The sequence below is a fragment of the Aeromonas sp. S18(2024) genome (assembly GCF_041402525.1).
Lineage (GTDB): Bacteria > Pseudomonadota > Gammaproteobacteria > Enterobacterales > Aeromonadaceae > Aeromonas > Aeromonas enteropelogenes.
In genome coordinates this window covers 91,134-113,230 of sequence record NZ_JBGLQV010000013.1, presented here as the reverse complement: position 1 = coordinate 113,230, position 22,097 = coordinate 91,134, and the positions used below count along the sequence as shown (strand labels likewise).

The following is a 22,097-nucleotide window of genomic DNA, read 5'->3' as shown; positions in this document are numbered from 1 at the left end:
ATAGCGAAAGGGCAGTTTGCGATATTATGACCCGCGATTATCGGCAAAGGAACTGGAACCCCCCATGAACAAACTGCTTATCAAGAATGCCACCCTGGTCAACGAAGGCCGCATCTATGCCTCCGACGTGTTGATCGAGGGGGAAAGGATTGCCCGCATCGCCCCGCAGATCGAGGCTCCCGACGCGCTGGTCATCGATGCCGCGGGCCGTCACCTCATCCCGGGAATGATCGATGATCAGGTCCACTTCCGGGAGCCGGGGCTGACCCACAAGGGGACCATTGCCAGCGAATCCCGGGCTGCCGTCGCCGGTGGTACCACCAGTTTCATGGAAATGCCCAACGTCAATCCCCAGACCACCACCCTCGAAGCCCTCGAAGCCAAATACCAGATAGCCGCCAACGCCTCCGTTGCCAACTACAGCTTCTACCTCGGCGCCACCAACGACAACCTGAGCGAAATCAAGCGCCTCGATCCCAAGCAGTCCTGCGGGGTCAAGGTGTTCATGGGCTCCTCCACCGGCAACATGTTGGTGGACAACCAGGAGACCCTGGCGGCAATTTTCCGCGAGAGTCCGGTGATGATCGTCACCCACTGCGAAGACACTCCGACCATCGCCCAGGCCGAAGAGGCTGCGCGGGCCAAGTGGGGCGAGAACGTGCCGATGGGCGAGCATGGTCGCATTCGCAGCGACGAGGCGTGCTACAAGTCCTCCAGCATGGCGGTGGCGCTGGCGAAAAAATATGGCGCCAAGCTGCACGTGCTGCACCTCACCACCGCTAAGGAGCTGTCGCTCTTTACCGCCAGCCACGACCTGAGCGAGCTGAAAGACAAGAACATCACCGCCGAGGTGTGTGTTCACCACCTCTTCTTCAATGACGCCGATTACGAGACCCTGGGCAGCCAGATCAAGTGCAACCCGGCGGTGAAGAGCGCCGCGGATCAGCGGGCTCTGCTCGATGCGGTGCGCAACGACGTGCTGGACATCATCGCCACCGACCATGCTCCCCATACCTGGGAAGAGAAGCAGAACAGCTACTTCAAGGCGCCGTCCGGCATTCCCCTGGTGCAGCACTCCCTGCTGGCGTTGCTGGAACTCTACCACAACGGCGTCTTCACCCTGGAAACCATCGTCAAGAAGACCTCCCACGCGGTGGCCGAGCGCTTCCAGGTGCAGGATCGCGGCTATATCCGCGAGGGTTACTTCGCCGATCTGGTGCTGTTGGATCTGGGCAAGCCCTACGTGGTCAACGATGACAACATCCTCTACCACTGCGGCTGGTCGCCGTTCAACGGCTACCGCTTCCACAGCACGGTGGAGATGACCTTGGTGAATGGCCAAATAGCTTGGCAAAACGGCCAGGTCAGTGATCTGGTGCTGGGCAAGCGGTTGACCTTCAACCGCTGAGCCGGTTGATGAGGGGACGCGAGCAGGGCAATGGCAGGAGCTATTGGCCTTTAAGCCCTGCAAGCGGGCGGATAGTGGGCAGATAATGGGCTGATGGCGGCACTTTGAGCGCAGATTGCTCGCAAAGCAGGCGAACGCATCGTTGTGACGGTTTCTTTGTTGACAGGGGGGGAGCATCTCCATAAACTCAGCCCCCGTCAGCTCAGACTGACTTCGTCGGCGTGTAGCGCAGCCAGGTAGCGCACTGTCATGGGGTGTCAGGGGTCGGAGGTTCAAATCCTCTCACGCCGACCATCATTCCCCGAATAAAGGCCTTGTCTTGTGACAAGGCCTTTTTCTTTTTCCGGTATTCCCCTTGCTGGCCTCGCGCTCGGCGATTGTCTCGCTCGCCAGCCTGTGCTCTAGTAACGGCGTCTATCCATCAGCCTTGTGCCGGAGGCCTCTCTTGTCTGCATCCATCCTCTCCCCTGTCCGGTGGCTGTTGCTGGCGACGCTGCTGCTCGGCGGCTGCGCCACCTCCTATCACAGTGAAAAATCCTTCTGGAACGGACAGACCGGTTTTTCCCAGACCCGGCTTGGCCCCGCCACCTGGCAGCTGGAGTTTGTCGGCAACGATCTGGTGGATAGGGAGACGGCTCGCAAGTACGTGCTCAAGCGGGCAGGGGAGGTGGCGCTGGCCGAAGGCTATCGGCGGTTGCGGGTGGATGAGCTGACGATCAGCCGGGACGCCATCCGGGTGACCCCCTCGCGCCCCGTCTTCGATTTTGACGAGGATGAGCCGGATCCCTTTCTCGATGAGATGCATGTCCAGCACACCACCTCGGCCCTGCTGGTGTTTACCCTCGACAATGAGGCGACGGACAAAAACAGTCTCTCGGCTGAATATCTCGCAAACATAGAAATAAACAGTGATTAATATAATGGTTAGGCAAGGTGTAGATAATATACATCTGTCAGTAGCATAAAATTCCGGAGCCTGGCTCTGGATTTACCCCTCGCTTTTAGGCATGCTCCCAGCATACCGACTACCCGGAGTCAACGGGTCGGATCACAAAAACGGACTTTAGTGGCACCCACTGCCACTGATGAAGGCTTGTATCACTCTCTATCGAGAAACCCCCATGAAAATGAATAAGCTGACGGTCGCCATCCTCATTTCGATGATGTTTGGCATCCTCACCGGTCAGGGTTATCGTCTGTTTGCCGCCGATCAGGCGGCGGATTTCGCCAGCAACATCACGATTCTTACCGATATCTTCCTGCGACTGATCAAGATGATCATCGCCCCCCTGGTCTTCAGTACCCTGGTGGTCGGCATCGCCAAGATGGGCGATACCCGCACCGTGGGTCGCATCGGGGCCAAGACCCTGGGCTGGTTCATGCTGGCCTCCCTGATGTCCCTGAGCCTGGGGCTGGTGATGGTGACTCTGCTGCAACCGGGCGTCGGCCTCTCCCTCTCCCTGCCCGATGACACCGCCAGCTCCGGCATTGCGGTGGGCGCCATCACCCTGAAAGACTTTGTCACCCACGCCATTCCCAAGAGCGTGGTGGAAGCCATGGCCACCAACGAGATCCTGCAGATCGTGGTGTTCTCCCTCTTCTTCGGGCTGGCCGCTGCCGCCCTCGGGGATCTGGCCAAGCCGGTGGTCGTGCTGATGGCCAGCGCGGCGGAGATCATGCTGAAAGTCACCGGCTACGTGATGAACTTCGCGCCGTTTGCCGTGTTCGGTGCCATCTCCGCCATGGTGGCCAAGGAGGGGCTCGGCATCCTGCTGACCTACGGCAGCTTCATGGCCCAGTTCTATCTGGCCCTGGGCTGTCTCTGGTTGCTGCTGGTCGCCATGGGCAGCCTGTTCCTGCGCGAGCGGGTGCTCAAGCTGCTGGCCATGATCCGCGAACCCATTCTGCTGGCATTTTCCACCGCGAGCTCCGAGGCGGCCTATCCCAAAACTCTGGATCGGCTGGAAAAATTCGGTTGTGACAAGCGCATCGCCAGCTTCGTGCTGCCCATGGGTTACTCCTTCAACCTGGATGGCTCCATGATGTACTGCACCTTTGCGGTGATGTTCATCGCCCAGGCCTATGGCATCGAGCTCTCCATGGCCCAGCAGATCACTATGCTGTTGCTGCTGATGGTCACCTCCAAGGGGATGGCCGGGGTGCCGCGCGCCTCCCTGGTGGTGATTGCCGCCACCCTGAACCAGTTCCATATTCCCGAAGCCGGCGTCTTGCTGCTGCTGGGGATCGACCACTTCCTCGACATGGGTCGCTCCGCCACCAACGTGCTGGGCAACGCCATCGCCGCGAGCGTGGTGGCCAAGACCGAGGACAGCCTGGGCGAGACAGTGGTGCAAGGGGAGAGTGAACCCGTCAAGGTGTGAGTCTGCTTCAGGCCGACCGCTGGTGTTGGCCCCTGGCCCAATAAAAAATCCCCGTCATGACGGGGATTTTTTTATTGGCGCTTGGCCGGTCGTTAGTTGCCGTTCTTGTTATTCCCGGGATTGGCGGGTTTGTTGAGCGGGGGGAGGAAGCGCAGGGGCGGCCGGGCGCGCTCCTCTTCCTCGGCTGCCTGGGTTTCGTCGAAACGCAGCTGGGCCGCCAGCAGGGTCTCGACGTGCTGCTGGGCCCACAGGGAGACCTGCTCTATGGTGTCGGCGTAAGAGCGACCGAGCTCGGTGAGGCGGTACTCGACTCGCACCGGCATCGAGGGGTAAACCTCCCGCGCCACCAGGCCGTCTCGCTCGAGCAGCTTGAGCTTTTGCGACAGCACCTTCTGGGAGATGCCATCAACCTCCCGCTTGATCTCGTTGAAGCGCAGGGTCGGTTGCTGGCGCAGCAGGCCGATGATGAGCAGTACCCAGCGCTCGGCCAGCCGGTCGAAGAAGAGGCGGGCAGGGCAGTGGCGGGAGTAGACGTTGTAATCGGACATGGTTTCCTCCGGGTAACCAGGGCACCTTGGCGCCACTCATTGGCGACCAGGTTTCTTAAAGATACCATCTTCCTTGATGACGGCTCCATCCCGGGGCCGCCTTTTTCTGCAGCATGCAGTTCGCACTCGCAAGGAGAGAGCAGATGGCCAAGACAGTCGTGGTCTATTTTTCCGGTTATGGGCACACCCGCCGTGTGGCCGAAGAGGTGGCGCTGGGCGCCGGCGCCGAGTCAGTCGTCATCGATGAGCAGGGGGATATCTCTGCTGAAGCGTTCGCCGCGCTGGACGCTGCCGATGCCATCATCTTCGGCGCGCCAACCTACATGGGCGGCGTGCCCTGGCAGTTCAAGAAGTTCGCCGACGCCAGTTCCAAGGCCTGGTTTACCCGCGCCTGGCAGGACAAGGTATTTGGTGGCTTTACCGTGAGCGCCAGCCTCAACGGTGACAAGCAGGTGACCCTCATCTACCTGCAGACTCTGGCCTCCCAGCATGGTGGTATCTGGGTCAGTCTGGGGCTGTTGCCCTCCAACACCCAGGCGGCTACCCGGGCCGATCTCAACAGCCTGGGAGGTTCGGTGGGGTTGCTGGCCCAGGGCCCTTCTGACGCCGGTGCCGAGGCGATCCCGAGCGGAGATCTCGAGAGCGCCCGTCTCTACGGCGCCCGGGTGGCGTCGGTGGCGGCACGCCTGCGCGGCTAGACCATCAGAACATGACAACGCCAGGGGATCCCCTGGCGTTTGTTTATGATGTGAGGGTTAGAAACCGGAGCCGGGTTGTTGCAGGAAGGCGGCTTCGTCTTCGCTATCGGGGCGACCCAGGATGGCATTGCGGTGAGGGAAGCGGCCGAAGCGTTCGATGATCAGCTGATGGCGGCGGGCAAAGTCGGCAAAGCCGGCGAAGGTGGTGAGGGCGGGCCCTGCCGCCTGCTCCGTTGCCAGGGCATCGAACAGTGCCACGCTGCGGGCCTGCAACTCGCGGGATTCCGCATGCTCGAGCGGCAGATAGAAAAAGACTCGTGCCAGTGGCGAGAGAGCCCGATCCGCCCCCTGTGCCAATCCCTGCAGACAGAGCTCGCGGGCCTTGGCATCCTGGGCGAAGGCGGCCGGAGTGCCGCGATGGATATTGCGCGGCAACTGGTCGAGCAGCAGGATCAGCGCCAGCCGCCCGGCGGGAACTTCGGCCCAGTCGCCGAGCCGGCCGTTGGCTGCGGCCTCAGCCAGTTCGCCGAAGCGGCTGGCCAGCATGCTATCCGTCGCCGTGTCTTTGCCCCACCAGAGCGGGGCTTGCCGTTTGGCCCGGGCCGCATCGTCGGCATCATCGCCAAACCAGAGATCGAGCAGGGGCTGCCAGGGTTGCATGAAGACTCCTTGTGTCAGGGGGATAAGGCTCAAAAGGGGCGACGTGCTTGCTGCCGACGGCGCCGCTTATCGTTACACTGTGGCATCTTTTGCCCGAAATGAGGAATTCCTGATGGCCGGAACCAGTTTGTTGGCCCTGCTCGATGATATTGCCAGCGTGCTCGATGATGTTGCCCTGATGACCAAGGTGGCAGCCAAGAAGACCGCCGGGGTGCTGGGGGACGATCTTGCCCTCAATGCCGAGCAGGTCTCCGGGGTGCGGGCCGAGCGGGAGCTGCCGGTGGTGTGGGCGGTGGCCAAGGGATCGCTTCGCAACAAGCTTATCCTGGTGCCTGCCGCCATCGCCATCAGTGCCCTGGTGCCCTGGCTTATCACCCCCTTGTTGATGCTGGGGGGCGCCTATCTCTGTTTCGAGGGGGCCGAGAAGCTGGTCCACAAGTTTCTGCCCCACGAAGAGGCACACGCCACGCAGGACGAACCCATCCCCGATGATCTGGCCGCCTTCGAGCAGCAGAAGGTGAAGGGGGCCATTCGCACCGACTTTATTCTGTCGGCCGAGATCATCGTCATCGCCCTCGGCACCGTGCAGGGGGCGAGCCTGGCCCTGCAGCTCTCGGTAGTGGCGGGGATCGCCCTGTTGATGACGGTGGGGGTCTACGGTCTGGTGGGGCTTATCGTCAAGCTCGACGACATCGGTCTGCATCTGCTGCAAAAGCCCGATGGCAGCGCCCTGCGCCGTAGCATGGGGCAGGGGCTGCTGGTAACGGCCCCCCGCCTGATGCACTTGCTGGCACTGGTCGGTACCATCGCCATGTTTATGGTGGGGGGCGGCATCCTGATGCACGGCCTGCCCTTTGCCCATCATCTGACCGAAGGCACGGCCGCGGCCGTTGCCACCCTGCCTGCCGTGGGCGCCGTGCTCTCGGCCCTGCTCCCGACCCTGCTCAATGCCCTTGCCGGCGTGGTGGTGGGCCTGGTGCTGGTGGTGGTGATGACTCTGGTAGGCAAGCTCAAACCCGCCAAATAAGGGCGCTGTTGTTGCGCGTCACGTTTCACGGGCGGCCCCTGCGCCGCCCTCTTGTTTCGCGGGCCTGGCCCGCCAGATTTTGATGGCATCTTCTTTATGCAGCAAACACCTTACCCCCAGCAGTGGGACAACCGACACATCTATCCCGCCCTCGACTGCCCCGAGCTTGAGGCGGACATGGCGCAGGCCCGCACCAGCCTTGACCAGCTGACCACCTTTATCGGCACCCTGGAGCAGGTGAAAGGGCAGCCCGATGCCCTGCTGGATTTCTTGCGGGAGGTGCGCCTGCGCGCCCGGCACATCCGCAATATCGGCTGGAACGTCGCCATTCTGGCGGCCTGCCGGGGCAGCCAGGATGCCCGGGATGTGATCGCCAAGCAGCTGGCCTCCCGCGCCCGTGCCCTCAACGCCGACTTGTTCAAGACCCTGGCACCAGTGGAAGACCTGATGCTGGCGCTGCCGGAGGCGCAGTTTACCCTGCTGATGCAGGATCCCCTGCTCGGAGAGGAGGCGTACCGGTTGCGCCACGAGCGCCTTTTGCAGGATCAGCGTCTGCCGGTGGCGGCGGAGCAGCTGGTGATCGGCCTTGGCACCGACGGTCTGCACGCCTGGGGTAACCTCTACAACGATCTGGTGGGCAAGATCCGGCTGGTGATCGACGGCCGCGAGATGGGGCTGGCCGAGGCGAGCAACCTGCTCTCCAGCCCGCTGCGAGTCCTGCGCCGGGAGGCCTTCGATGCCATCAGCGCTGGTTGGAAAGGGGAGGAGGAGACGGTGGCCGCCATCCTCAATGCCCTCAATGGCTGGCGCCTGGAGCTCTCGCGCCAGCGCGGCAGTGCGCGCCAGCTCGATGCGCTCGATCTCTCCTGTCACCAGAGCCATATCGAGCGGGCAACCCTGGATACGCTGATGGCGCAGACCTATCTCGCCCGTGGGCTGGGGCAACGGGCGCTGGGGCTGATGGCCCGTCGTCTTGGCATTGAGGATATGGGGGCCGAGGATCTGTTTGCCCCGCCGCCGGCCACCGTAAGCCGCGAGATCCCGTTCGAGGAGGCGATCGCCATCATCGCCGAGGCGTTCGCCCGCTTCGATCCCGAGATGGGGGACTTTGCCCGCATGATGGCGGAGAAGGGATGGATTGATGCCGCACCCACCCCAAACCGGCGCACCGGGGCCTACTGTACCAAGTTTGCCGAACCGGTGGAGCCGCGGGTCTTTGTCACCTACGCCGGCACCATGGATAACGTCATCACCCTCGCCCACGAGCTCGGCCACGCCTGGCACAACTGGCTCATCCGCGATCTGCCCATGAGCCAGCGCGGCTACCCCATGACGCTGGCCGAAACTGCCTCCATCTTTGCCGAGACCCTGGTGCGCCGCGCCCTGCTTGAGCAGGCGCAGAGCCCGGAGGAGCAGCTGGCCATCGCCTGGGCCGAGGCCGATGGTGCCGCCACCTTCCTGGTCAATATCCCGGCCCGCTTCGACTTCGAGCGCGCCCTGGTGGCGGCGCGCGAGCAGGGCTATGTGCCGGCCGGGCAGCTCAAGGCGATGACCGACGAGGCCTGGGGCCGCTGGTATGAGGGGAGCCTGTGCCGCTATCACCCCATGTTCTGGGCGGCCAAGGCGCACTTTTCCATCGCGGGCCTGGGCTTTTACAACTACCCCTATCTGTTTGGCTATCTGTTCAGCCTCGGGGTTTATCAGCAGCTGATGAGCCGCCAGGGGGCGGGAGAAACGAATGTGGCCGAGGCGTACCGCGCCCTGCTGCGGGACACCGGCCGCATGAGTGCCGAAGAGCTGGTGGCCAAGCACCTGGGGCAGGATATTCGCGAGCCCGCCTTCTGGCAGGGCAGTCTGGCGTTGGTAGAAGCGGCAGTGGAGCGCTTTGCCCAGACCCGCGGCTAACACAGGCTTGCTGAATGAAACCGCCGGGCAGCCATGCTGCCCGGCGGTTTTTTATGGGGCGGGTTTGCCTGGCTGGGGCTGAGCGGGCGGGCGCACCGGCCCTACCAGCAGGGGCCTCGGCTGGTGGCGCAGGTCCGGCTGGTAGCCGTTGAAGAAGAGGTTGAGCAGCACAGAGCTGATGGTGGCCAAGAGGATGCCGCTATGAAACAGCGGCTGCAGGGCGGCGGGGAAGTGCTGGAAGAAATTGCCCGAGACGGTGGGGATCATGCCTATCCCCAAGCTGATGGCGACGATGTAGAGGTTGTGGCGGTTGCTGTTGTAGTCGGCCCGCGCCAGGATGCGGATGCCGGTGGCCAGCACCATGCCGAACATGACGATGCCAGCACCGCCGAGCACGAAGGGGGGAATGGAGGCGACCAGCACCGACATCTTGGGAATGAGGCCGAAGGCGAGCAGGATCCCCCCCGACATGACGCAGACCCAGCGGCTCGATACCCCGGTCACGCTCACCAGCCCGATGTTCTGGGAAAACGAGGTGTGGGGGAAGCTGTTGAAGATGCCGCCGATGATGGTGCCTATGCCATCCACCCTCAGCCCGCGCACTATGTCGCCACGGCTGGCCGGGTGACCGACGATGTCACCGAGAGCCAGAAACATCCCCATCGACTCGATGAAGGTGATAAGCATGATCACCGTCAGGGTGGCGATGGAGATAGGGTCGAAGGTGGGCCAGCCAAAGGCGAATGGCACTATGGGAGCAAACCATGCTGCGTCATTGAGACCGTCCAGGCTCACCTCGCCCATGGCGATGGCCACCCCGAAGCCAAACAGGATCCCGAGCAGTACCGAGATGTTGCTGAAAAATCCCTTGGTGAAGCGGGTCACCAGCAGGATGAAGGCGAGCACCAGAAAGCTGGTGCCGATGTAGCGCAGGCTGCCGTACTCGGGATTGCCCTTGCCCCCGGCCATCCAATCGATCCCCACCTGCATGATGCTGATCCCGATGGAGGTGATGACCACCCCGGTCACTACTGTGGGAAAAAGCGGCATCAGACGACCGATGAGGGGTACCAATAAGGTTGAAAGGATGCCTGCGGCTATGGTGGCGCCGAAGATGCCGGTTAGCCCCAGATCCGGATTGGCGCCGATGGCCAGCATGGGCATCACGGCGGCAAAGGTGACCGACATAATGACCGGCAGGCGGATCCCGGCAAAACGCCCGATGCCGAGGCACTGGAGCAGGGTGACGATGCCGCAGCAGAAGAGATCCGAGCTGATGAGGTAGGAGATCTGTTCCTTGGGCAGCCCCAAACTGCCGCCGATGACCAGCGGCACCGCCACTGCGCCGGCATACATCACCAGCACGTGTTGCAGGCCCAGAGTGAAGAGCTGACCCGGCGGTAGCATGCGCTCCACTTCATCGACCGGGCGCTGGCGTTGCCCCGCTTGGGGGGAGGGGGGATTGGTCTCGTTCATGAACACATCACTCCTTGCAACCCGGGCGACAGGCGCGGGCAAGATAGTGAAAGCCGAAGCTTCCGGTCATTGCGATCATTTCTGGACAGGGCCCTTTTTCATCGACACAGGGGATGAGGGGGCCGCGCAGTCGTGGCCAGAGGGAGTGCACAAAGCGTGCTCGCTTGGTTATCAAGAGGTGCAGGGCAGGGGGAAAGAGGTCCGTTTTGCGGAACAGGTCACATCCTGGCGACCAGGATGCCGGGTTGGCGCTGTTTCCAGGTCGGGCGGCGATCTCAGATTGGTAGCCGGGTTATCATTATTCGGCCGTGTCCTCTCAGTTTGATAGAGAGTGTGTGCCAGCCGCGCCATCACTGGGGGCGTGCCCCCTGCCAGCGGGGGCATCTGGCGTGATCCAAAGCAAGAAAGCAGGATGTTTTGGTGGCGCATGAGGCTAGCGCGGGGTAGTTTCGATAGAACTGACACAGATCTTGAGGTCTTATCCATGATCATCTATCTGCATGGCTTTGATGCCACCAGCCCCGGCAATCATGAGAAAGTGCTGCAGTTGCAGTTTATTGATGATGATGTGCGTTTCGTCCACTACAGCACGGTTCACCCCCGTCACGACATGAGCCACCTGCTCAAGGAAGTGAAGAAGCAGCTCGACATGAGTTCGGACCCCAAGCCCCTCATCTGCGGGGTAGGGCTCGGTGGCTACTGGAGCGAGCGTATCGGTTTTTTGTGCGGCATCCGTCAGGTGATCTTCAACCCCAATCTGCACCCGGAAGAGAACATGCAGGGCAAGATCGACCGGCCGGAGGAGTACGAGGACATAGGCACTAAATGTGTAACTGAATTTCGTAAGAAAAATTCAGGAAACTGCCTGTGCATCCTTTCCGTTGCGGATGAAGTGCGAGATAATCGGGACACTGAGCGTGAATTGAAGAACTATTACGACATCGTATGGGATGAGCGCGAGACCCATAAATTCAAGAACATCTCGCACCATCTGCAACGGATGAAGGCCTTCAAAGAAGCCTGATCCGGTACGTCGACCGATTTCGTTTTAGGGAGCCGAAGGCTCCCTTTCGTTTTGAGGAACCGAGGAAAACCATCATGATGAATATTGTCGTTGTAGGCGGCGGCGCCGGAGGCCTGGAGCTGGCCACCAGTCTGGGCCGCAAGCTGGGCAAGAAGAACAAGGCCAGGATCACCCTGGTGGATCGCAACCGTACCCACCTGTGGAAACCCCTGTTGCACGAAGTGGCCACCGGCTCCATGGACGCGGGAATCGACGCCCTGAGCTACCAGTCCCACGCCAAGAACCACGGTTTCGACTTCCAGCTCGGCACCCTGACCGATATCAAGCGTGAAGAAAAGCGCATCGTGCTGGCGCCCATCCACGACGAAAATGGCGAAGTGGTGGTCCATGAGCGCGAGCTGCCCTACGACTACCTGGTGATGGCCATCGGCTCCGTCTCCAATGATTTCAATACCAAGGGCATCAAGGATCACTGCATCTTCCTGGACAGCCCCTCCCAGGCGCACCGTTTCCACAACAGCATGATGAACCGCTTCTTGCAGTTCGCCACCGAATACCAGCCGGGCGACAAGGTGAAGATTGCCATCGTGGGTGGCGGCGCCACCGGCGTCGAGCTCTCTGCCGAGCTCTACAACGCGGTGGAGCAGCTCTACGCCTACGGCTTCAAGAACCTCACCACCGACAGCCTCAAGGTCACTCTGGTGGAAGCGGGCCCCCGCATCCTGCCGGCCCTGCCGGAGCGCATCAGCGGTGCCGCCCATCAGGAGCTGGTCAAGCTGGGCGTGGACGTGCGCACCGCCACCATGATCACCGAGGCGACCAGCGATGGTCTGCACACCAAGGATGGCGATCTCATTGAAGCAGACCTCATGGTGTGGGCGGCCGGCATCAAGGCGCCGGATTTCATGAAGGATATCGCTGGTCTTGAGACCAACCGCATCAACCAGCTGGTGGTGAAAGAGACCCTGCAGACCACCCGTGACGAGAATATCTTTGTCATCGGTGACTGCGCCGCCTGTCCGCAGCCGGATGGCAAGTTCGTGCCGCCGCGCGCCCAGTCTGCCCACCAGATGGCGACCCAGGCGTTCAAGAACATCCTGGCCAAGATGAATGGCGGCGAGCTCAAGCCCTACCTCTACCACGACCACGGCTCTCTGGTGTCGCTGAGCCGCTTCTCCACCGTGGGCAGCCTGATGGGCAACCTGATGCGTGGCTCCATGATGGTGGAGGGCTACATCGCCCGTCTGGTTTACATCTCCCTCTACCGGATGCACCAGATTGCCCTGCACGGCTACATCAAAACCGGCCTCATCATGCTGGTGGGCCGCATCAACCGGGTACTGCGCCCGACCCTGAAGCTGCACTGACAGCGACCAGGACCCGGCGGCTGCCGGGTCCTCTCCCATCTTGTAACCATCGACGAGGCACGATCATGAATACGACCTCTTGCGAAAACATCCCTTTTCTCGGCCTGACCGGCCCCTTGAGTATCCTGCTGCGCGCCACCTGCGACGTGTTGTTTCTTCTGGTTCTGACCCTGGTGCCGGCCGTGACGGTCGTGCTCGATCTGCACTGGTTGCACAACGGGGTCGGAGAAGACTCCATCACCGAGCTGCTGCAGGAGGGAGTGCTGCTCTCCATCGTCATCGGCCTGTACTGGAAAGGGCGGACCATACCGGCGGTACGCGCCTTCCTCTGGCTGCTCGCCGGTTTCTTTGGTTGCCTGCTGATCCGCGAACTTGACGTCTACTTCGACAGGGTGTGGCACGGCTTCTGGCTATATCCGGCCCTGCTGTTGGCCAGCTTGACCCTGGTGCATACCTGGCGTCACGGGCGTGACACCCTGCTAAGCGGTGGTGTCCAGTTTGTCCGGCACAGAAGCGCGCTGTTCACGCTCTTTGGCCTGCTGCTGGTCGCCGTCTTCAGCCGCGTGTTTGGCAGCGGCTCCCTCATCTGGAACGATCTGCTGGGCATGGACAGTGGCTTCGATTTCAAAACCGCGCTGCAGGAAGGGATCGAGCTGTTGGGGTATAACTATGTCGCCTACGGGATCCTCACCCAGGGTGGTTACATGCGCTGAGGCGCACTCCCTGCCAATCTGCGGTCAGCCTTCTCTTCTGGCCGCATGCTTCTCTACTCCTTTCTTGACGCCCGGTTTGGTCGATAACGCCGGGCAATGCCTCTTCGACCGCACCGCTCTGCCATCTTGTTCATGTTGATTGGAACGATGAGCCGGGCTTGTGGCGGGGCCAGCGAAAGAAGCCGGCCCCGGCGTACATGGCGGGTGACAAGATGAAGAGGCTTCTTGCCTCTCGACTCATGCCTCTTGTCAGAACTGCTTGCTGTAGTTGACCGCGAAGAAATAGAAGCTGGGGTTGTCGTAGCTGCCTGATAGGTAGTCCGCCTGGACGCTGGCGCTCTCCTGATCGATGTACTCCATGGCGGCCCCTATGCTCTCCCCGGGATTGAGGGCATATCTGGCCCCGAACCCGACCCGGACGGCGGCGCCGCTCGGAATGGTCAGGGAGGTCTTGTCCTGATCCTTGTAAACGCTGCTGTCATAGGCCAGCCCGCCATTGAGCACCCACTGGGGCGTCAGGGTGTGCTGCAGCCCCACGGCCACGTGATAGGTATCCTGGAAGAGCCCCTTGTTCCCCTTGCTGACGCCGACGATGCTCACGTCGTTGCCGTTGTAGTGGCTCCAGTCCTGCCAGCCCAAGTTGCCCATCAGTGCCCAGTCGGGGGCCAGTTCGTGGTAGCCGCTCAGCATCAGCTGCTGCGGGCTGTTGACCATGCCGGAGATGGGCAGCTGGGCCGAGATCCCGGGCATGTTGGGCCTTTGCAGGGTGATCTGGGTCTGGACGTCAAAGTGATACTTGATTTCGCTGCTGTAGCCGAGGCCAAAGCGGGTCGCCGGGGTGAGCTCATAGAGCACGCCAACCTTGCCGTTGATGGCCCAGTCGCTGTCGTCGAGCTTGCTCTCGCCGTGGTCTGTCTCGCGCTTGAGGGCGAACAGTCCGTAGTTGAGACCCACTGCCGCTCCGAGGGACCAGTGCTCGTCGATCCGGTAGGCGACGGAGGGTTGCATCGTCAGCGCCATCAGGGTGGCCTCCTTCACCAGCTGTTGCCCGGCCCAACCGCTAAAGTCGAGCCCCAGGCCGAAGTTGCCGTAGGTGGCGAAGCCCAGGGTCCAGCGGTCGTCGATCTGCTGGCTGTAGTAGAGGGAGGCAGAGGGAAACCAGCCCACCACGGTATCGACATCTTGCTGGGAAGCGTCCGCCAGATCGTAGGGCACGTCCCCGTAGAGCGCCTGGCCACCCATGGTGAGATGGTGCCCCTGCAGTCGGCTGAGGCCAGCCGGATTCATGAACTGCACGGTGGCATCCTGTGCCCGCGCGGCCATGCCTGCCGAGGCAAGGCCAACATCATCCGTGCCCGTTTCATAGAGGTAGAGGCCGCCAGCCTGGCTGGTGGCGGTGAACAGCAGACACAGGGACCACAGCGAGTCGAGTCGTTTCATACAAGTTCCTTTTTCATGCAACGTTGAGCCGGGTAGTGAGCACGGGTGATCCGGACAGGCATCGATGGCGCTGTCTCCATTTATATAGGGTTCTGTTTGGGCTGGCGAGAGGAGACTCAGCGCCCCAGATAGGTACGGTCGAAAAAGGTGTTGACCCAGTGGGGGCGATAGATGGCCAGCACTGTCATTGCCATGCCGTTGAGCAGGGCCTCCGGAAACAGCAGGAGCGGCCAGATGGAAAGATAGTCGGCACTGATGGTGTGCCAGGGATAGGTACCGCTCACTCCCATCAACAAAGCGCTGGCCACCACCTTGACCGAGATGGTGACGGCGCCGCCGAGAAAGGCCGCGACGAAGATATAGACGAACAGATGGCGGGGCAGCCAGGCCCAGCTCGCCAGAAACAGCAGCCAGCTGGTGGCCACCGGCAAGCCGATGCCGATGAGGGCCTGCCAGCCAAAATCAGCCAGGTTGGTGACGCCGAAATAGCCGAGCACCAGCAGGGTCAGGCAAGGAGCGAGCAGGGCCAGTCGCCAGCCCAGCAGCAGGGTGAGGGTGGTGAGGCCGAGAAAGTGGACCTCCAGCCCTTCGTGCAGGCCGGCGCGCAAATACCAGAGCGGGATCAGGGCGATGGCGCTGCCCAGCAGCAGATGCTGGTAAAGGGGATTGTCATGGAGGGTTTGCCACAGAGGGCGGCGCAGGCTGAACACCAATAGCAACAGCCAGATCAGCAGGGCGGCGAGTTGTCCTTCACTCATGGGGGCGTCCATTGCCTGGAGAAGTTGCCGGGCAGCGTACTCCCTGCCGCCCGGGCCTGAAGCAGGCTGATGGTCCAGCCTGCCGTTGGCATCAATATTTCACGTTGGGGTGATACTTGCCGATGATGGCCTTGACCCTGTCCATGGTCTCCTTGCTGGGGGGCTTGATACTGCTCAGCTCGTAAGGGTCGCCCAGCACGTCCCACTTGTGTTTGCCGAGTTCGTGATAGGGCAGCAGCTCCACCTTCTCGACGCTCTCGCCCAGCTCGGCGATGAACTTGCCCAGCTCGTCGGCGCTCTCGTCGTCGTCGCTCCAGGTGGGGACGACGACGTAGCGGATCCACATGGTCTTGCCCCTGGCGGCCAAGTGACGGGCGAACTCCAGGGTGTATTTATTGCTGACGTGGGTCAGGGGAATGTGTTTCTCGTCATTGATCTGCTTGATGTCGAGCAGCACCAGATCGGTCTGGTCGAGCAGGGCATCGACCTGGTCGTCGAGATGGCGGACGAAGCCGTTGGTGTCGAGGCAGGTGTGAATGCCCTTCTCCTTGCAGGCGGTGAAGAGCTCGGTGATGAAGGCGGGTTGCAGCATGGCCTCGCCGCCCGATGCGGTCACACCGCCGCCGGAGGCATTCATGAAGTGGCGGTAGCTGGTGATGTCCTGCATCAACTCCGGCACTGTCACTTCACGGCCACCCTGGGTATCCCAGGTGTCCCGGTTGTGGCAGTACTTGCAGCGCATCAGGCACCCTTGCATGAATACGATAAAGCGGATTCCCGGACCATCGACAGTGCCGCAGGTTTCAACGGAATGGATCCGGCCAATGACCCCCTGGGGCTTGGCTTGTTCGCTGATTTCGACGGCAGGGATCCGGTTAGTGACAGACATAGGCAACTCCAACGATTCGCGCAGGCCGTTATTTTATTACATAAATCCTTATTGTTCCTACACCTTTAGTCTGCCGGATGGCCGCCGAGCAGTTGTTCGAGTGCCCTGACGGGGAGCGGACGACAAGTGAGGAAGCCCTGATAGTGCTGGCAACCCAGCTCCTTGAGAATGGCCAGCTGGGCCTCATCCTCGACCCCTTCCGCCGTCACGGTGAAACGGAACACCTGGGCCAGATCCAGGATCGCCTTGACGATGGCCTTGTCCTGCTCGCTGTGCACCAGGGTCTGGATGAAGCTTCTGTCGAGCTTCACCTCGTCGGCGGGCAGGTCGCGCAGATAGGCCAGGGATGAGTAGCCGGTGCCAAAGTCATCGATGGAGAGCAGGATACCGAGCTCCTTCAACTGGCGCATCCGGGCAATGCTCTCGCGGCGGTTTTCCAGCACCACGGACTCGGTCACCTCCAGCAACAGGCGGGAGGGCGGGACGCCGGTATCGCGCAGTATGTACTCCACCTGCTGCACGAAGCCCTGGGTGTGGAACTGGCGGGCGCTGACGTTGACCGAGAGGTGAGGGATCTGGAGCCCCTGGTTGAGCCAGAAGCTGTATTGGGCGCAGGCGGTTTTCATTACCCAGTAACCGATCTCCAGGATGAGGCTGGTCTCCTCGGCGATGGGGATGAACTCACCCGGCGGCACCATGGTGCCATCGCTGCGCTGCCAGCGCAGCAGGGCCTCGATGCCGGAGAGGCTGCCGTTGTCGACCCGGTACTGGGGCTGGTAGTGCAGCAGCAGCTCATGGTGGCGCAGGGCATCGCGCAGCTGGTTGGTCAGGGTCAGGCGGTTTTTCTCCTGCTGGGCCATCGCCTCGCTGAAGAAGACGTAGCTGCCCTGGCCGGTTCGCTTGGCCATGTGGGTGGCGGTATCGGCCTGCTGCATCAGGGTCAGGTGATCCATGCCGTTGCTGGTAAAGAGGCTGATCCCCACAGAGGCGCTGCAGTGCAGCTTGTGATCGCCGATGTCGAACGGGGTACGAAACAGCCCCATCAACTCGCGGGCGAAGTGTTCCGCCAGGATCTTGGCGGTGACCTCTCCTTGCCCCAGCTGGGTGAACAGCAGGGCGAACTCGTCTCCCGAGATGCGGGCCTGGATCAGGTTGTCCTGGGGCAACTCCCGAAAACGCCGCACCACCGCCTGCAGCAGCTGATCGCCGCAGGCGTGGCCGAGGGAGTCGTTGATCGACTTGAAGTTATCGAGATCCACCAGCAAGAGGGCGCCCCACTGGCCGCTGGATTCACCCAGGGTGCGCTGCAGCGCATCGTTGAGACTGCGGCGATTGTAGAGACCACTCAGATCGTCGTAGTAGGCAAGCTGCTCGATATGTCTGGCAGCCTCCTTCTCCTGGGTGATGTCGTAGAAGCTGCAGATGAAGTGACTGATCTCCCCCTGCCCATCCTTGACCCCGCTCACCATCAGGCGCACCGGAAAGAGGTGGCCATCCTTGTGCAGGCACTGCTCTTCGCCGAGCCAAAACTCCTGCTCGGTGACCGCACGTCGCACCACCTCCTTGAGATCGTCCCCATAGTAGGTGGGGCGTAGCTGGCGAATGGAGTGACCAATCACCTCCACCTCGCTAAAGCCGGTGATCCGGCTGAAGGAGAGATTGACCTTGAGCACGATGCCATGGTGATCCATCACCACCAGGCCGTCATGGGTATTGAAGGCCACTTCGGCCAGGCGCAGCGCATCGTCGGCGGCGAGTCGGCGCAGCTCGATGGCGGCCCGCTCGTGCTGGCTGCTCAGCTGATCGAGCAGGGGCTCGGGATCGGCCAGCGGCGCATCGAGCAGCAGGGAGAGGTGACCCATGATGGTGCCGTCGGCGCCGTGCAGGGGGATGCCGACATAGGCGTTGGCATTGGTGGCCAGCAGCTTGGTGGCATTGGGATAGCGCAGGGGGAGATCTTCCACATAGAGGGCCTGCCCGTGCTCAAAGAGCTCCCTGCCCGGCCCCGGGTCCATCTGGATGGGCTTGAGGGTGGAGAAGGTCTGCTCATGAAAGACGCAGCGGGGGATGATCCAGAGCTCCTGGCCGCGGGGCTGGTACTCACCGATGAGGCCGATACGGGCCCCGCTGATGGTCATGGCCCACTGCACCAGGGTCTTGCAGTAGTCAATGCCGGTCAGCCGGTGCAGCTCGGTGGGCAGGGTTGGCTCGTCGTCATGGGGTTCGTCCCCTGGCTGCCAGTGGCCAAGCAGCTGGGCGCTGTGGCGCACCAGTTGCAGCATCTCGTCGCTGATGGGGGTCGGCTCCAGATATTCGAGGCTGAGGACACCAAACAGCTTGTCCTGCTCAAGCAGGGCGCAATCGAGGCGTGAGCGGACGCCGGCGCTGGTCAAATAGAGGTGCTGGCTCAGCATGGGCTGGTGGGCAGCCTCGGAAAAACTCAAGGATTTGCGGGTGCGCAGGGCACGAATGTAGCGACTGTCACCCCGGATCGGATAGAGGCTCTCTACCCCCAGGGTAAACACCGGGCTGAGCTGTTCACCCCCCAGCTCGCCATTGGCCTGGTAGTGCCAGAGAATGAGTCGATCGGCCCCCAATGTCTCTTTCAGCGTCTCCAGCAGCGGCGCATACTGTTGCTGGCTTGCCATCTGGCTCAGCCGCGGCAGTTGCAGGGCAAGATCGGCCACCGGAAGCTGGCGCTGATGCTGCAGGCAGATCAGCCAGAAGTCATTTTGTTCATGGGCGATGGCGATGTGCCACTGCTGCTCGGCAAAGCGCAGGGAGATCTTGCCCCCCTGGCCATTGGCCAGCAGCTGTTCGATGGGGTGGCGCAGGGGGTCGGGAAGCTGGGCTGGCCAGGGGGCTCTGGGCTCATCGAGCCAATAGAGCGGTGTCTGCATCACGTCGGTCAGTGCGACCAGCCGTTGGCTGTGCATATCCAGACGAAAAAAGAGCGGCGTCTGGCGGGGAGAAGAGATCTGACTGAGTGCGGTAGACGACATGAACAAACAACATCCTGTTAAGCAACCGTCGGGCTTGCAAGAATACTGCAAAATCGAGGGAAACAAAATTTCATTGAACTCTAAATTAGAAAAAGCTAATTTATTGGCCATTAACGTCCATGAGGAGTCATGCTGATGAAAAGGATCCTGATTATTGGTGGTGTAGCGGGGGGCGCATCGGCGGCCGCCAGGGCCCGTCGCCTGAGCGAGGATGCGGAGATCGTGATGTTTGAGCGGGGCGAATTCGTCAGCTTCGCCAACTGCGGTCTGCCCTATCACATCGGGGGGGATATCCCTCATCGGGATGCCCTGTTGCTGCAGACTCCCCAGAGTTTCAAACGTCGCTTCAACGTCGATGTGCGTGTCTTCCATGACGTCATCGAGATAGACAAGGCCGGCAAGACCCTGCTGGTGCGCAATCTGCAAACCGGTGAGGAGCAGCGCGAACCCTATGATGTGCTGCTGCTAAGCCCGGGGGCGGCCCCCATTCGTCCGCCTTTCCCGGGCATCGACAGCCCCCATGTCCACACCCTGCGCAATATTCCGGACATGGATCGTATCCTGGCCGCCCTTGAGCACGATCAGCCACGCCACGTCACCGTGGTGGGGGGCGGTTTCATCGGCCTGGAGATGATGGAAGCCCTGCACCAGCGCAAGCTGGAGGTCACCCTGCTGGAGCTCTCCGATCAGGTGATGGCACCGGTCGATAAAGAGATGGCCAACATGCTCCACGCCCGCATTCGCGAGGAGGGGATCGATCTGCGCCTGCGCACCGGCCTCTCTGCCATCGAGAGCCTGGATGTACTGGCGGAAAAAACCGCCGCAGTGGCCACCGAACAACGGGGTGGATTGCGCCTGACCCTGAGCGATGGCACCCATCTCGATACCGGTCTGCTGATCCTGGCCATCGGCGTCAAGCCCGAGACCCTGCTCGCCGCCAAGGCCGGGCTGGAGCTGGGCCCGCGCGGCGGCATCAAGGTGGATGCCGGCATGCGCACCTCGGATCCCTTCATCTACGCGGTGGGGGATGCGGTGGAGGAGACCGACTTTGTGACCGGTGAGTCCGTGCTGATCCCGCTGGCAGGCCCTGCCAACCGTCAGGGCCGCATCGCCGCCGACAACATGCTGGGGCGCAGCGAGACCTACAAGAAGACCCAGGGGACCGCCATCTGCAAGCTGTTCGATCTGGCGGTGGCGAGCACAGGTCTCAACGAGAAGCGGTTGGTGCAGCTGGGTCTGCCGTTCGAGAAGGCCTATGTCCATCCGGGCAGTCACGCCGGCTACTACCCGGGAGCCCATCCGGTCAGCCTCAAGCTGCTGTTTGCCCCGGATGGCAAGATCTACGGCGCCCAGGCCATCGGCAAGGATGGCGTCGACAAACGAATCGATGTGCTGGCGGTCGCCCAGCGTGCCGGGCTCACCGTGTTCGACTTGCAGGATCTGGAGCTCACCTATGCGCCGCCGTTTGGCTCGGCCAAGGATGTGATCAACATGGCCGGATTCGTGGCGAGCAACCATCTGAAAGGGGATGCCACCCTCTGCCACGTGGCCGAGGTGCAGGCTCGTCAGCCGCACCAGCTGGTGCTGGATGTGCGCAATACCCCCGAGCTCGACAAGCTGGGCCGCATCCCGGGGGCGATGCATATTCCCCTCGATGAGTTGCGCGGCCGCCTCGCGGAGCTGCCCAAGGACAAGGAACTGCTGATCAGTTGTCAGGTGGGGCTGCGCGGCCATGTGGCCTGCCGCATGCTGAGCCAGCACGGCTTCAAGGTGAAGAACCTTTCCGGCGGCTTCAAGACCTGGCAGATGGCCACCGCCGACTGATTACTTTCTGTGCCTGTTTGCCCCTCTCCCTTGTGCGCGCAAGATGAGGGGCTTTTTATACCCGTCATTCAGTCCCCTCATCCGGCCTGCAACAGATAGACACACTTTTTTTGCTGACATTGTGAAAAATTAACGTGTTGTTCAGGGGCGTGCGGCTATAACGCGAGCCTTGTACACGAGAAACAGTGTGGTAGGGAGTGTGACATGCTGGATATGCTGATCGCCATTTGGCATCAGGACTTTGATGCACTGGTTCAGATGCAGGCCGTGCCTATGCTGATCGGCTGCCTGATGCTGGTGCTGCTGCTGGAATCCGCCTTCGTCTTTCTGCCCCTGCCGGGAGACAGCCTGGTGCTGTTGGCCGGTGGCCTGGTCGGGATGGGAGTCTTTGGCCCCGAAGTCACCCTCGGTTATCTGCCGCTGGCGGCGGGGATTGGCTCCGTGCTCGCCTATCTGCAAGGACGGGCGCTGCAGCGCACTCGCTTCATGGACCATATCGAACGAATGCTGCCCGCCGAGAGTTTGCCAAGGGCAACCAACCTGTTGAAACGATATGGTTTTCTGGCCATGTTCTCGTCCCGCTTCATCCCGTTCGTGCGGGTGCTGACTCCCATGCTGATGGGGATTGGCCGCCTGAGCGTGCTGCGCATGTGCATCGCCAGCTTCGCCAGCGCCTTTCTGTGGGCGCTTTGCCTGAGCCTGGTGGGCAAGCTGGCGATGAAAACCTCCTTCTTCGCCCATCACAGCGAGCTGCTGACTCGCCTGCTGCTGATCGCCTCCCTGGTGCTCTTCCTCGCTGCCGTCATGGCCATTCTCTTTCGCTGGTTCAAGGGGGGAGCGAAGAGGGAGACGACCCACGAGTAACGGATAATCTTGACTCCCGCTGGTGGCGTGCGGCGGTTGTCTGCCAAGGGATCGCCGCGTCGGTAATGGGCTTTGTGTCGAGGGGGCGGGATGCCTTATCCTGTTCCCTGTCA

18 protein-coding genes and 1 tRNA gene are annotated in these 22,097 nt (G+C 61.7%); 12 read left to right on the top strand and 7 right to left on the bottom strand.

Going from position 1 to position 22,097, the window contains the following annotated elements; translation table 11 throughout:
• Positions 1-64: 64 nt before the first annotated feature.
• The 4 genes from ACB034_RS18450 (at position 65) to ACB034_RS18435 (ending at position 3,789) form a co-directional block, all read left to right on the top strand.
• Positions 65-1,408: a dihydroorotase gene (locus tag ACB034_RS18450; RefSeq protein WP_371173448.1), complete on the top strand. Its 1,344-nt coding sequence runs from the start codon at positions 65-67 to the stop codon at positions 1,406-1,408.
• 217 nt (positions 1,409-1,625) lie between these two features.
• Positions 1,626-1,702: transfer RNA gene (locus tag ACB034_RS18445), tRNA-Pro, on the top strand.
• Positions 1,703-1,853: 151 nt separating this feature from the next.
• Complete coding sequence (locus ACB034_RS18440; RefSeq protein WP_371173447.1) at positions 1,854-2,324, top strand: hypothetical protein; 471 nt, start codon at positions 1,854-1,856, stop codon at positions 2,322-2,324.
• A gap of 205 nt (positions 2,325-2,529) precedes the next feature.
• Positions 2,530-3,789: a dicarboxylate/amino acid:cation symporter gene (locus ACB034_RS18435; protein WP_042025500.1), complete on the top strand. Its 1,260-nt coding sequence runs from the start codon at positions 2,530-2,532 to the stop codon at positions 3,787-3,789.
• Between the two features lie 92 nt (positions 3,790-3,881).
• Here the strand turns inward: ACB034_RS18435 and ACB034_RS18430 are convergent, their stop codons facing one another.
• On the bottom strand, positions 3,882-4,337 hold the full coding sequence (locus ACB034_RS18430; protein ID WP_371173446.1) for a winged helix-turn-helix transcriptional regulator: 456 nt from the start codon (positions 4,335-4,337) through the stop codon (positions 3,882-3,884).
• A 143-nt stretch (positions 4,338-4,480) separates the two neighbouring features.
• Here ACB034_RS18430 and ACB034_RS18425 point away from each other — a divergent pair, with 143 nt between their 5' ends.
• Positions 4,481-5,035, top strand: a complete 555-nt coding sequence (locus ACB034_RS18425) for a flavodoxin family protein (RefSeq protein WP_371173445.1) — start codon at positions 4,481-4,483, stop codon at positions 5,033-5,035.
• 57 nt (positions 5,036-5,092) lie between these two features.
• On the opposite strand, the gene ACB034_RS18420 is transcribed toward ACB034_RS18425, so the two are convergent.
• On the bottom strand, positions 5,093-5,695 hold the full coding sequence (locus ACB034_RS18420; RefSeq protein WP_371173444.1) for a DUF924 family protein: 603 nt from the start codon (positions 5,693-5,695) through the stop codon (positions 5,093-5,095).
• Between the two features lie 112 nt (positions 5,696-5,807).
• On the opposite strand from ACB034_RS18420, the gene ACB034_RS18415 reads away from it, so the two are divergent.
• Positions 5,808-6,722 (top strand): DUF808 domain-containing protein, encoded by a 915-nt coding sequence (locus ACB034_RS18415; protein ID WP_371173443.1) that lies wholly within the window; start codon positions 5,808-5,810, stop codon positions 6,720-6,722.
• A gap of 96 nt (positions 6,723-6,818) precedes the next feature.
• Positions 6,819-8,627: a M3 family oligoendopeptidase gene (locus ACB034_RS18410; protein WP_371173442.1), complete on the top strand. Its 1,809-nt coding sequence runs from the start codon at positions 6,819-6,821 to the stop codon at positions 8,625-8,627.
• Between the two features lie 51 nt (positions 8,628-8,678).
• On the opposite strand, the gene ACB034_RS18405 is transcribed toward ACB034_RS18410, so the two are convergent.
• Positions 8,679-10,103, bottom strand: coding sequence for a nucleobase:cation symporter-2 family protein (locus tag ACB034_RS18405; RefSeq protein WP_371173441.1), 1,425 nt, complete (start codon positions 10,101-10,103; stop codon positions 8,679-8,681).
• Positions 10,104-10,587: 484 nt separating this feature from the next.
• Here ACB034_RS18405 and ycfP point away from each other — a divergent pair, with 484 nt between their 5' ends.
• The 3 genes from ycfP to ACB034_RS18390 all read left to right on the top strand — a co-directional run bounded on the left by ycfP (position 10,588) and on the right by ACB034_RS18390 (position 13,207).
• Positions 10,588-11,127, top strand: coding sequence for an alpha/beta hydrolase YcfP (gene ycfP / locus ACB034_RS18400; protein ID WP_026457291.1), 540 nt, complete (start codon positions 10,588-10,590; stop codon positions 11,125-11,127).
• Between the two features lie 74 nt (positions 11,128-11,201).
• Positions 11,202-12,494: an NAD(P)/FAD-dependent oxidoreductase gene (locus ACB034_RS18395; protein WP_371173440.1), complete on the top strand. Its 1,293-nt coding sequence runs from the start codon at positions 11,202-11,204 to the stop codon at positions 12,492-12,494.
• Positions 12,495-12,559: 65 nt separating this feature from the next.
• Positions 12,560-13,207 carry a hypothetical protein gene (locus ACB034_RS18390; RefSeq protein ID WP_225632882.1) on the top strand — a complete coding sequence of 216 codons (648 nt, stop codon included), beginning with the start codon at positions 12,560-12,562 and terminating at the stop codon, positions 13,205-13,207.
• A 249-nt stretch (positions 13,208-13,456) separates the two neighbouring features.
• Here ACB034_RS18390 and ACB034_RS18385 read toward each other — a convergent pair whose 3' ends face one another.
• The 4 genes from ACB034_RS18385 to ACB034_RS18370 form a co-directional block, all read right to left on the bottom strand.
• A complete protein-coding gene (locus ACB034_RS18385) occupies positions 13,457-14,647 on the bottom strand; it encodes an OmpP1/FadL family transporter (protein ID WP_371173439.1) in 1,191 nt (396 codons plus the stop codon).
• A 116-nt stretch (positions 14,648-14,763) separates the two neighbouring features.
• Complete coding sequence (locus ACB034_RS18380; protein ID WP_371173438.1) at positions 14,764-15,405, bottom strand: energy-coupling factor ABC transporter permease; 642 nt, start codon at positions 15,403-15,405, stop codon at positions 14,764-14,766.
• Between the two features lie 91 nt (positions 15,406-15,496).
• Complete coding sequence (gene pflA, locus ACB034_RS18375) at positions 15,497-16,294, bottom strand: pyruvate formate lyase 1-activating protein (RefSeq protein ID WP_371173437.1); 798 nt, start codon at positions 16,292-16,294, stop codon at positions 15,497-15,499.
• 65 nt (positions 16,295-16,359) lie between these two features.
• On the bottom strand, positions 16,360-19,296 hold the full coding sequence (locus ACB034_RS18370) for an EAL domain-containing protein (protein WP_371173436.1): 2,937 nt from the start codon (positions 19,294-19,296) through the stop codon (positions 16,360-16,362).
• 135 nt (positions 19,297-19,431) lie between these two features.
• Between ACB034_RS18370 and ACB034_RS18365 the strand changes: the two genes are divergently transcribed.
• Both ACB034_RS18365 and ACB034_RS18360 read left to right on the top strand, forming a co-directional pair.
• Positions 19,432-21,120, top strand: a complete 1,689-nt coding sequence (locus ACB034_RS18365; protein ID WP_371173435.1) for an FAD-dependent oxidoreductase — start codon at positions 19,432-19,434, stop codon at positions 21,118-21,120.
• A 204-nt stretch (positions 21,121-21,324) separates the two neighbouring features.
• Positions 21,325-21,984, top strand: coding sequence for a DedA family protein (locus ACB034_RS18360; protein ID WP_026458498.1), 660 nt, complete (start codon positions 21,325-21,327; stop codon positions 21,982-21,984).
• Positions 21,985-22,097: the final 113 nt, after the last annotated feature.

Coding starts and splice junctions, on each gene's coding strand:
- pflA (WP_371173437.1), bottom strand. CDS start 16,294: ATGTCTGTCACTAACCGGATCCCTGCCGTCGAAATCAGCGAACAAGCC.
- ACB034_RS18385 (WP_371173439.1), bottom strand. CDS start 14,647: ATGAAACGACTCGACTCGCTGTGGTCCCTGTGTCTGCTGTTCACCGCC.
- ACB034_RS18365 (WP_371173435.1), top strand. CDS start 19,432: ATGAAAAGGATCCTGATTATTGGTGGTGTAGCGGGGGGCGCATCGGCG.
- ACB034_RS18380 (WP_371173438.1), bottom strand. CDS start 15,405: ATGAGTGAAGGACAACTCGCCGCCCTGCTGATCTGGCTGTTGCTATTG.
- ACB034_RS18410 (WP_371173442.1), top strand. CDS start 6,819: ATGCAGCAAACACCTTACCCCCAGCAGTGGGACAACCGACACATCTAT.
- ACB034_RS18425 (WP_371173445.1), top strand. CDS start 4,481: ATGGCCAAGACAGTCGTGGTCTATTTTTCCGGTTATGGGCACACCCGC.
- ACB034_RS18395 (WP_371173440.1), top strand. CDS start 11,202: ATGATGAATATTGTCGTTGTAGGCGGCGGCGCCGGAGGCCTGGAGCTG.
- ACB034_RS18415 (WP_371173443.1), top strand. CDS start 5,808: ATGGCCGGAACCAGTTTGTTGGCCCTGCTCGATGATATTGCCAGCGTG.
- ACB034_RS18450 (WP_371173448.1), top strand. CDS start 65: ATGAACAAACTGCTTATCAAGAATGCCACCCTGGTCAACGAAGGCCGC.
- ACB034_RS18435 (WP_042025500.1), top strand. CDS start 2,530: ATGAAAATGAATAAGCTGACGGTCGCCATCCTCATTTCGATGATGTTT.
- ACB034_RS18370 (WP_371173436.1), bottom strand. CDS start 19,296: ATGTCGTCTACCGCACTCAGTCAGATCTCTTCTCCCCGCCAGACGCCG.
- ACB034_RS18420 (WP_371173444.1), bottom strand. CDS start 5,695: ATGCAACCCTGGCAGCCCCTGCTCGATCTCTGGTTTGGCGATGATGCC.
- ycfP (WP_026457291.1), top strand. CDS start 10,588: ATGATCATCTATCTGCATGGCTTTGATGCCACCAGCCCCGGCAATCAT.
- ACB034_RS18390 (WP_225632882.1), top strand. CDS start 12,560: ATGAATACGACCTCTTGCGAAAACATCCCTTTTCTCGGCCTGACCGGC.
- ACB034_RS18405 (WP_371173441.1), bottom strand. CDS start 10,103: ATGAACGAGACCAATCCCCCCTCCCCCCAAGCGGGGCAACGCCAGCGC.
- ACB034_RS18360 (WP_026458498.1), top strand. CDS start 21,325: ATGCTGGATATGCTGATCGCCATTTGGCATCAGGACTTTGATGCACTG.
- ACB034_RS18430 (WP_371173446.1), bottom strand. CDS start 4,337: ATGTCCGATTACAACGTCTACTCCCGCCACTGCCCTGCCCGCCTCTTC.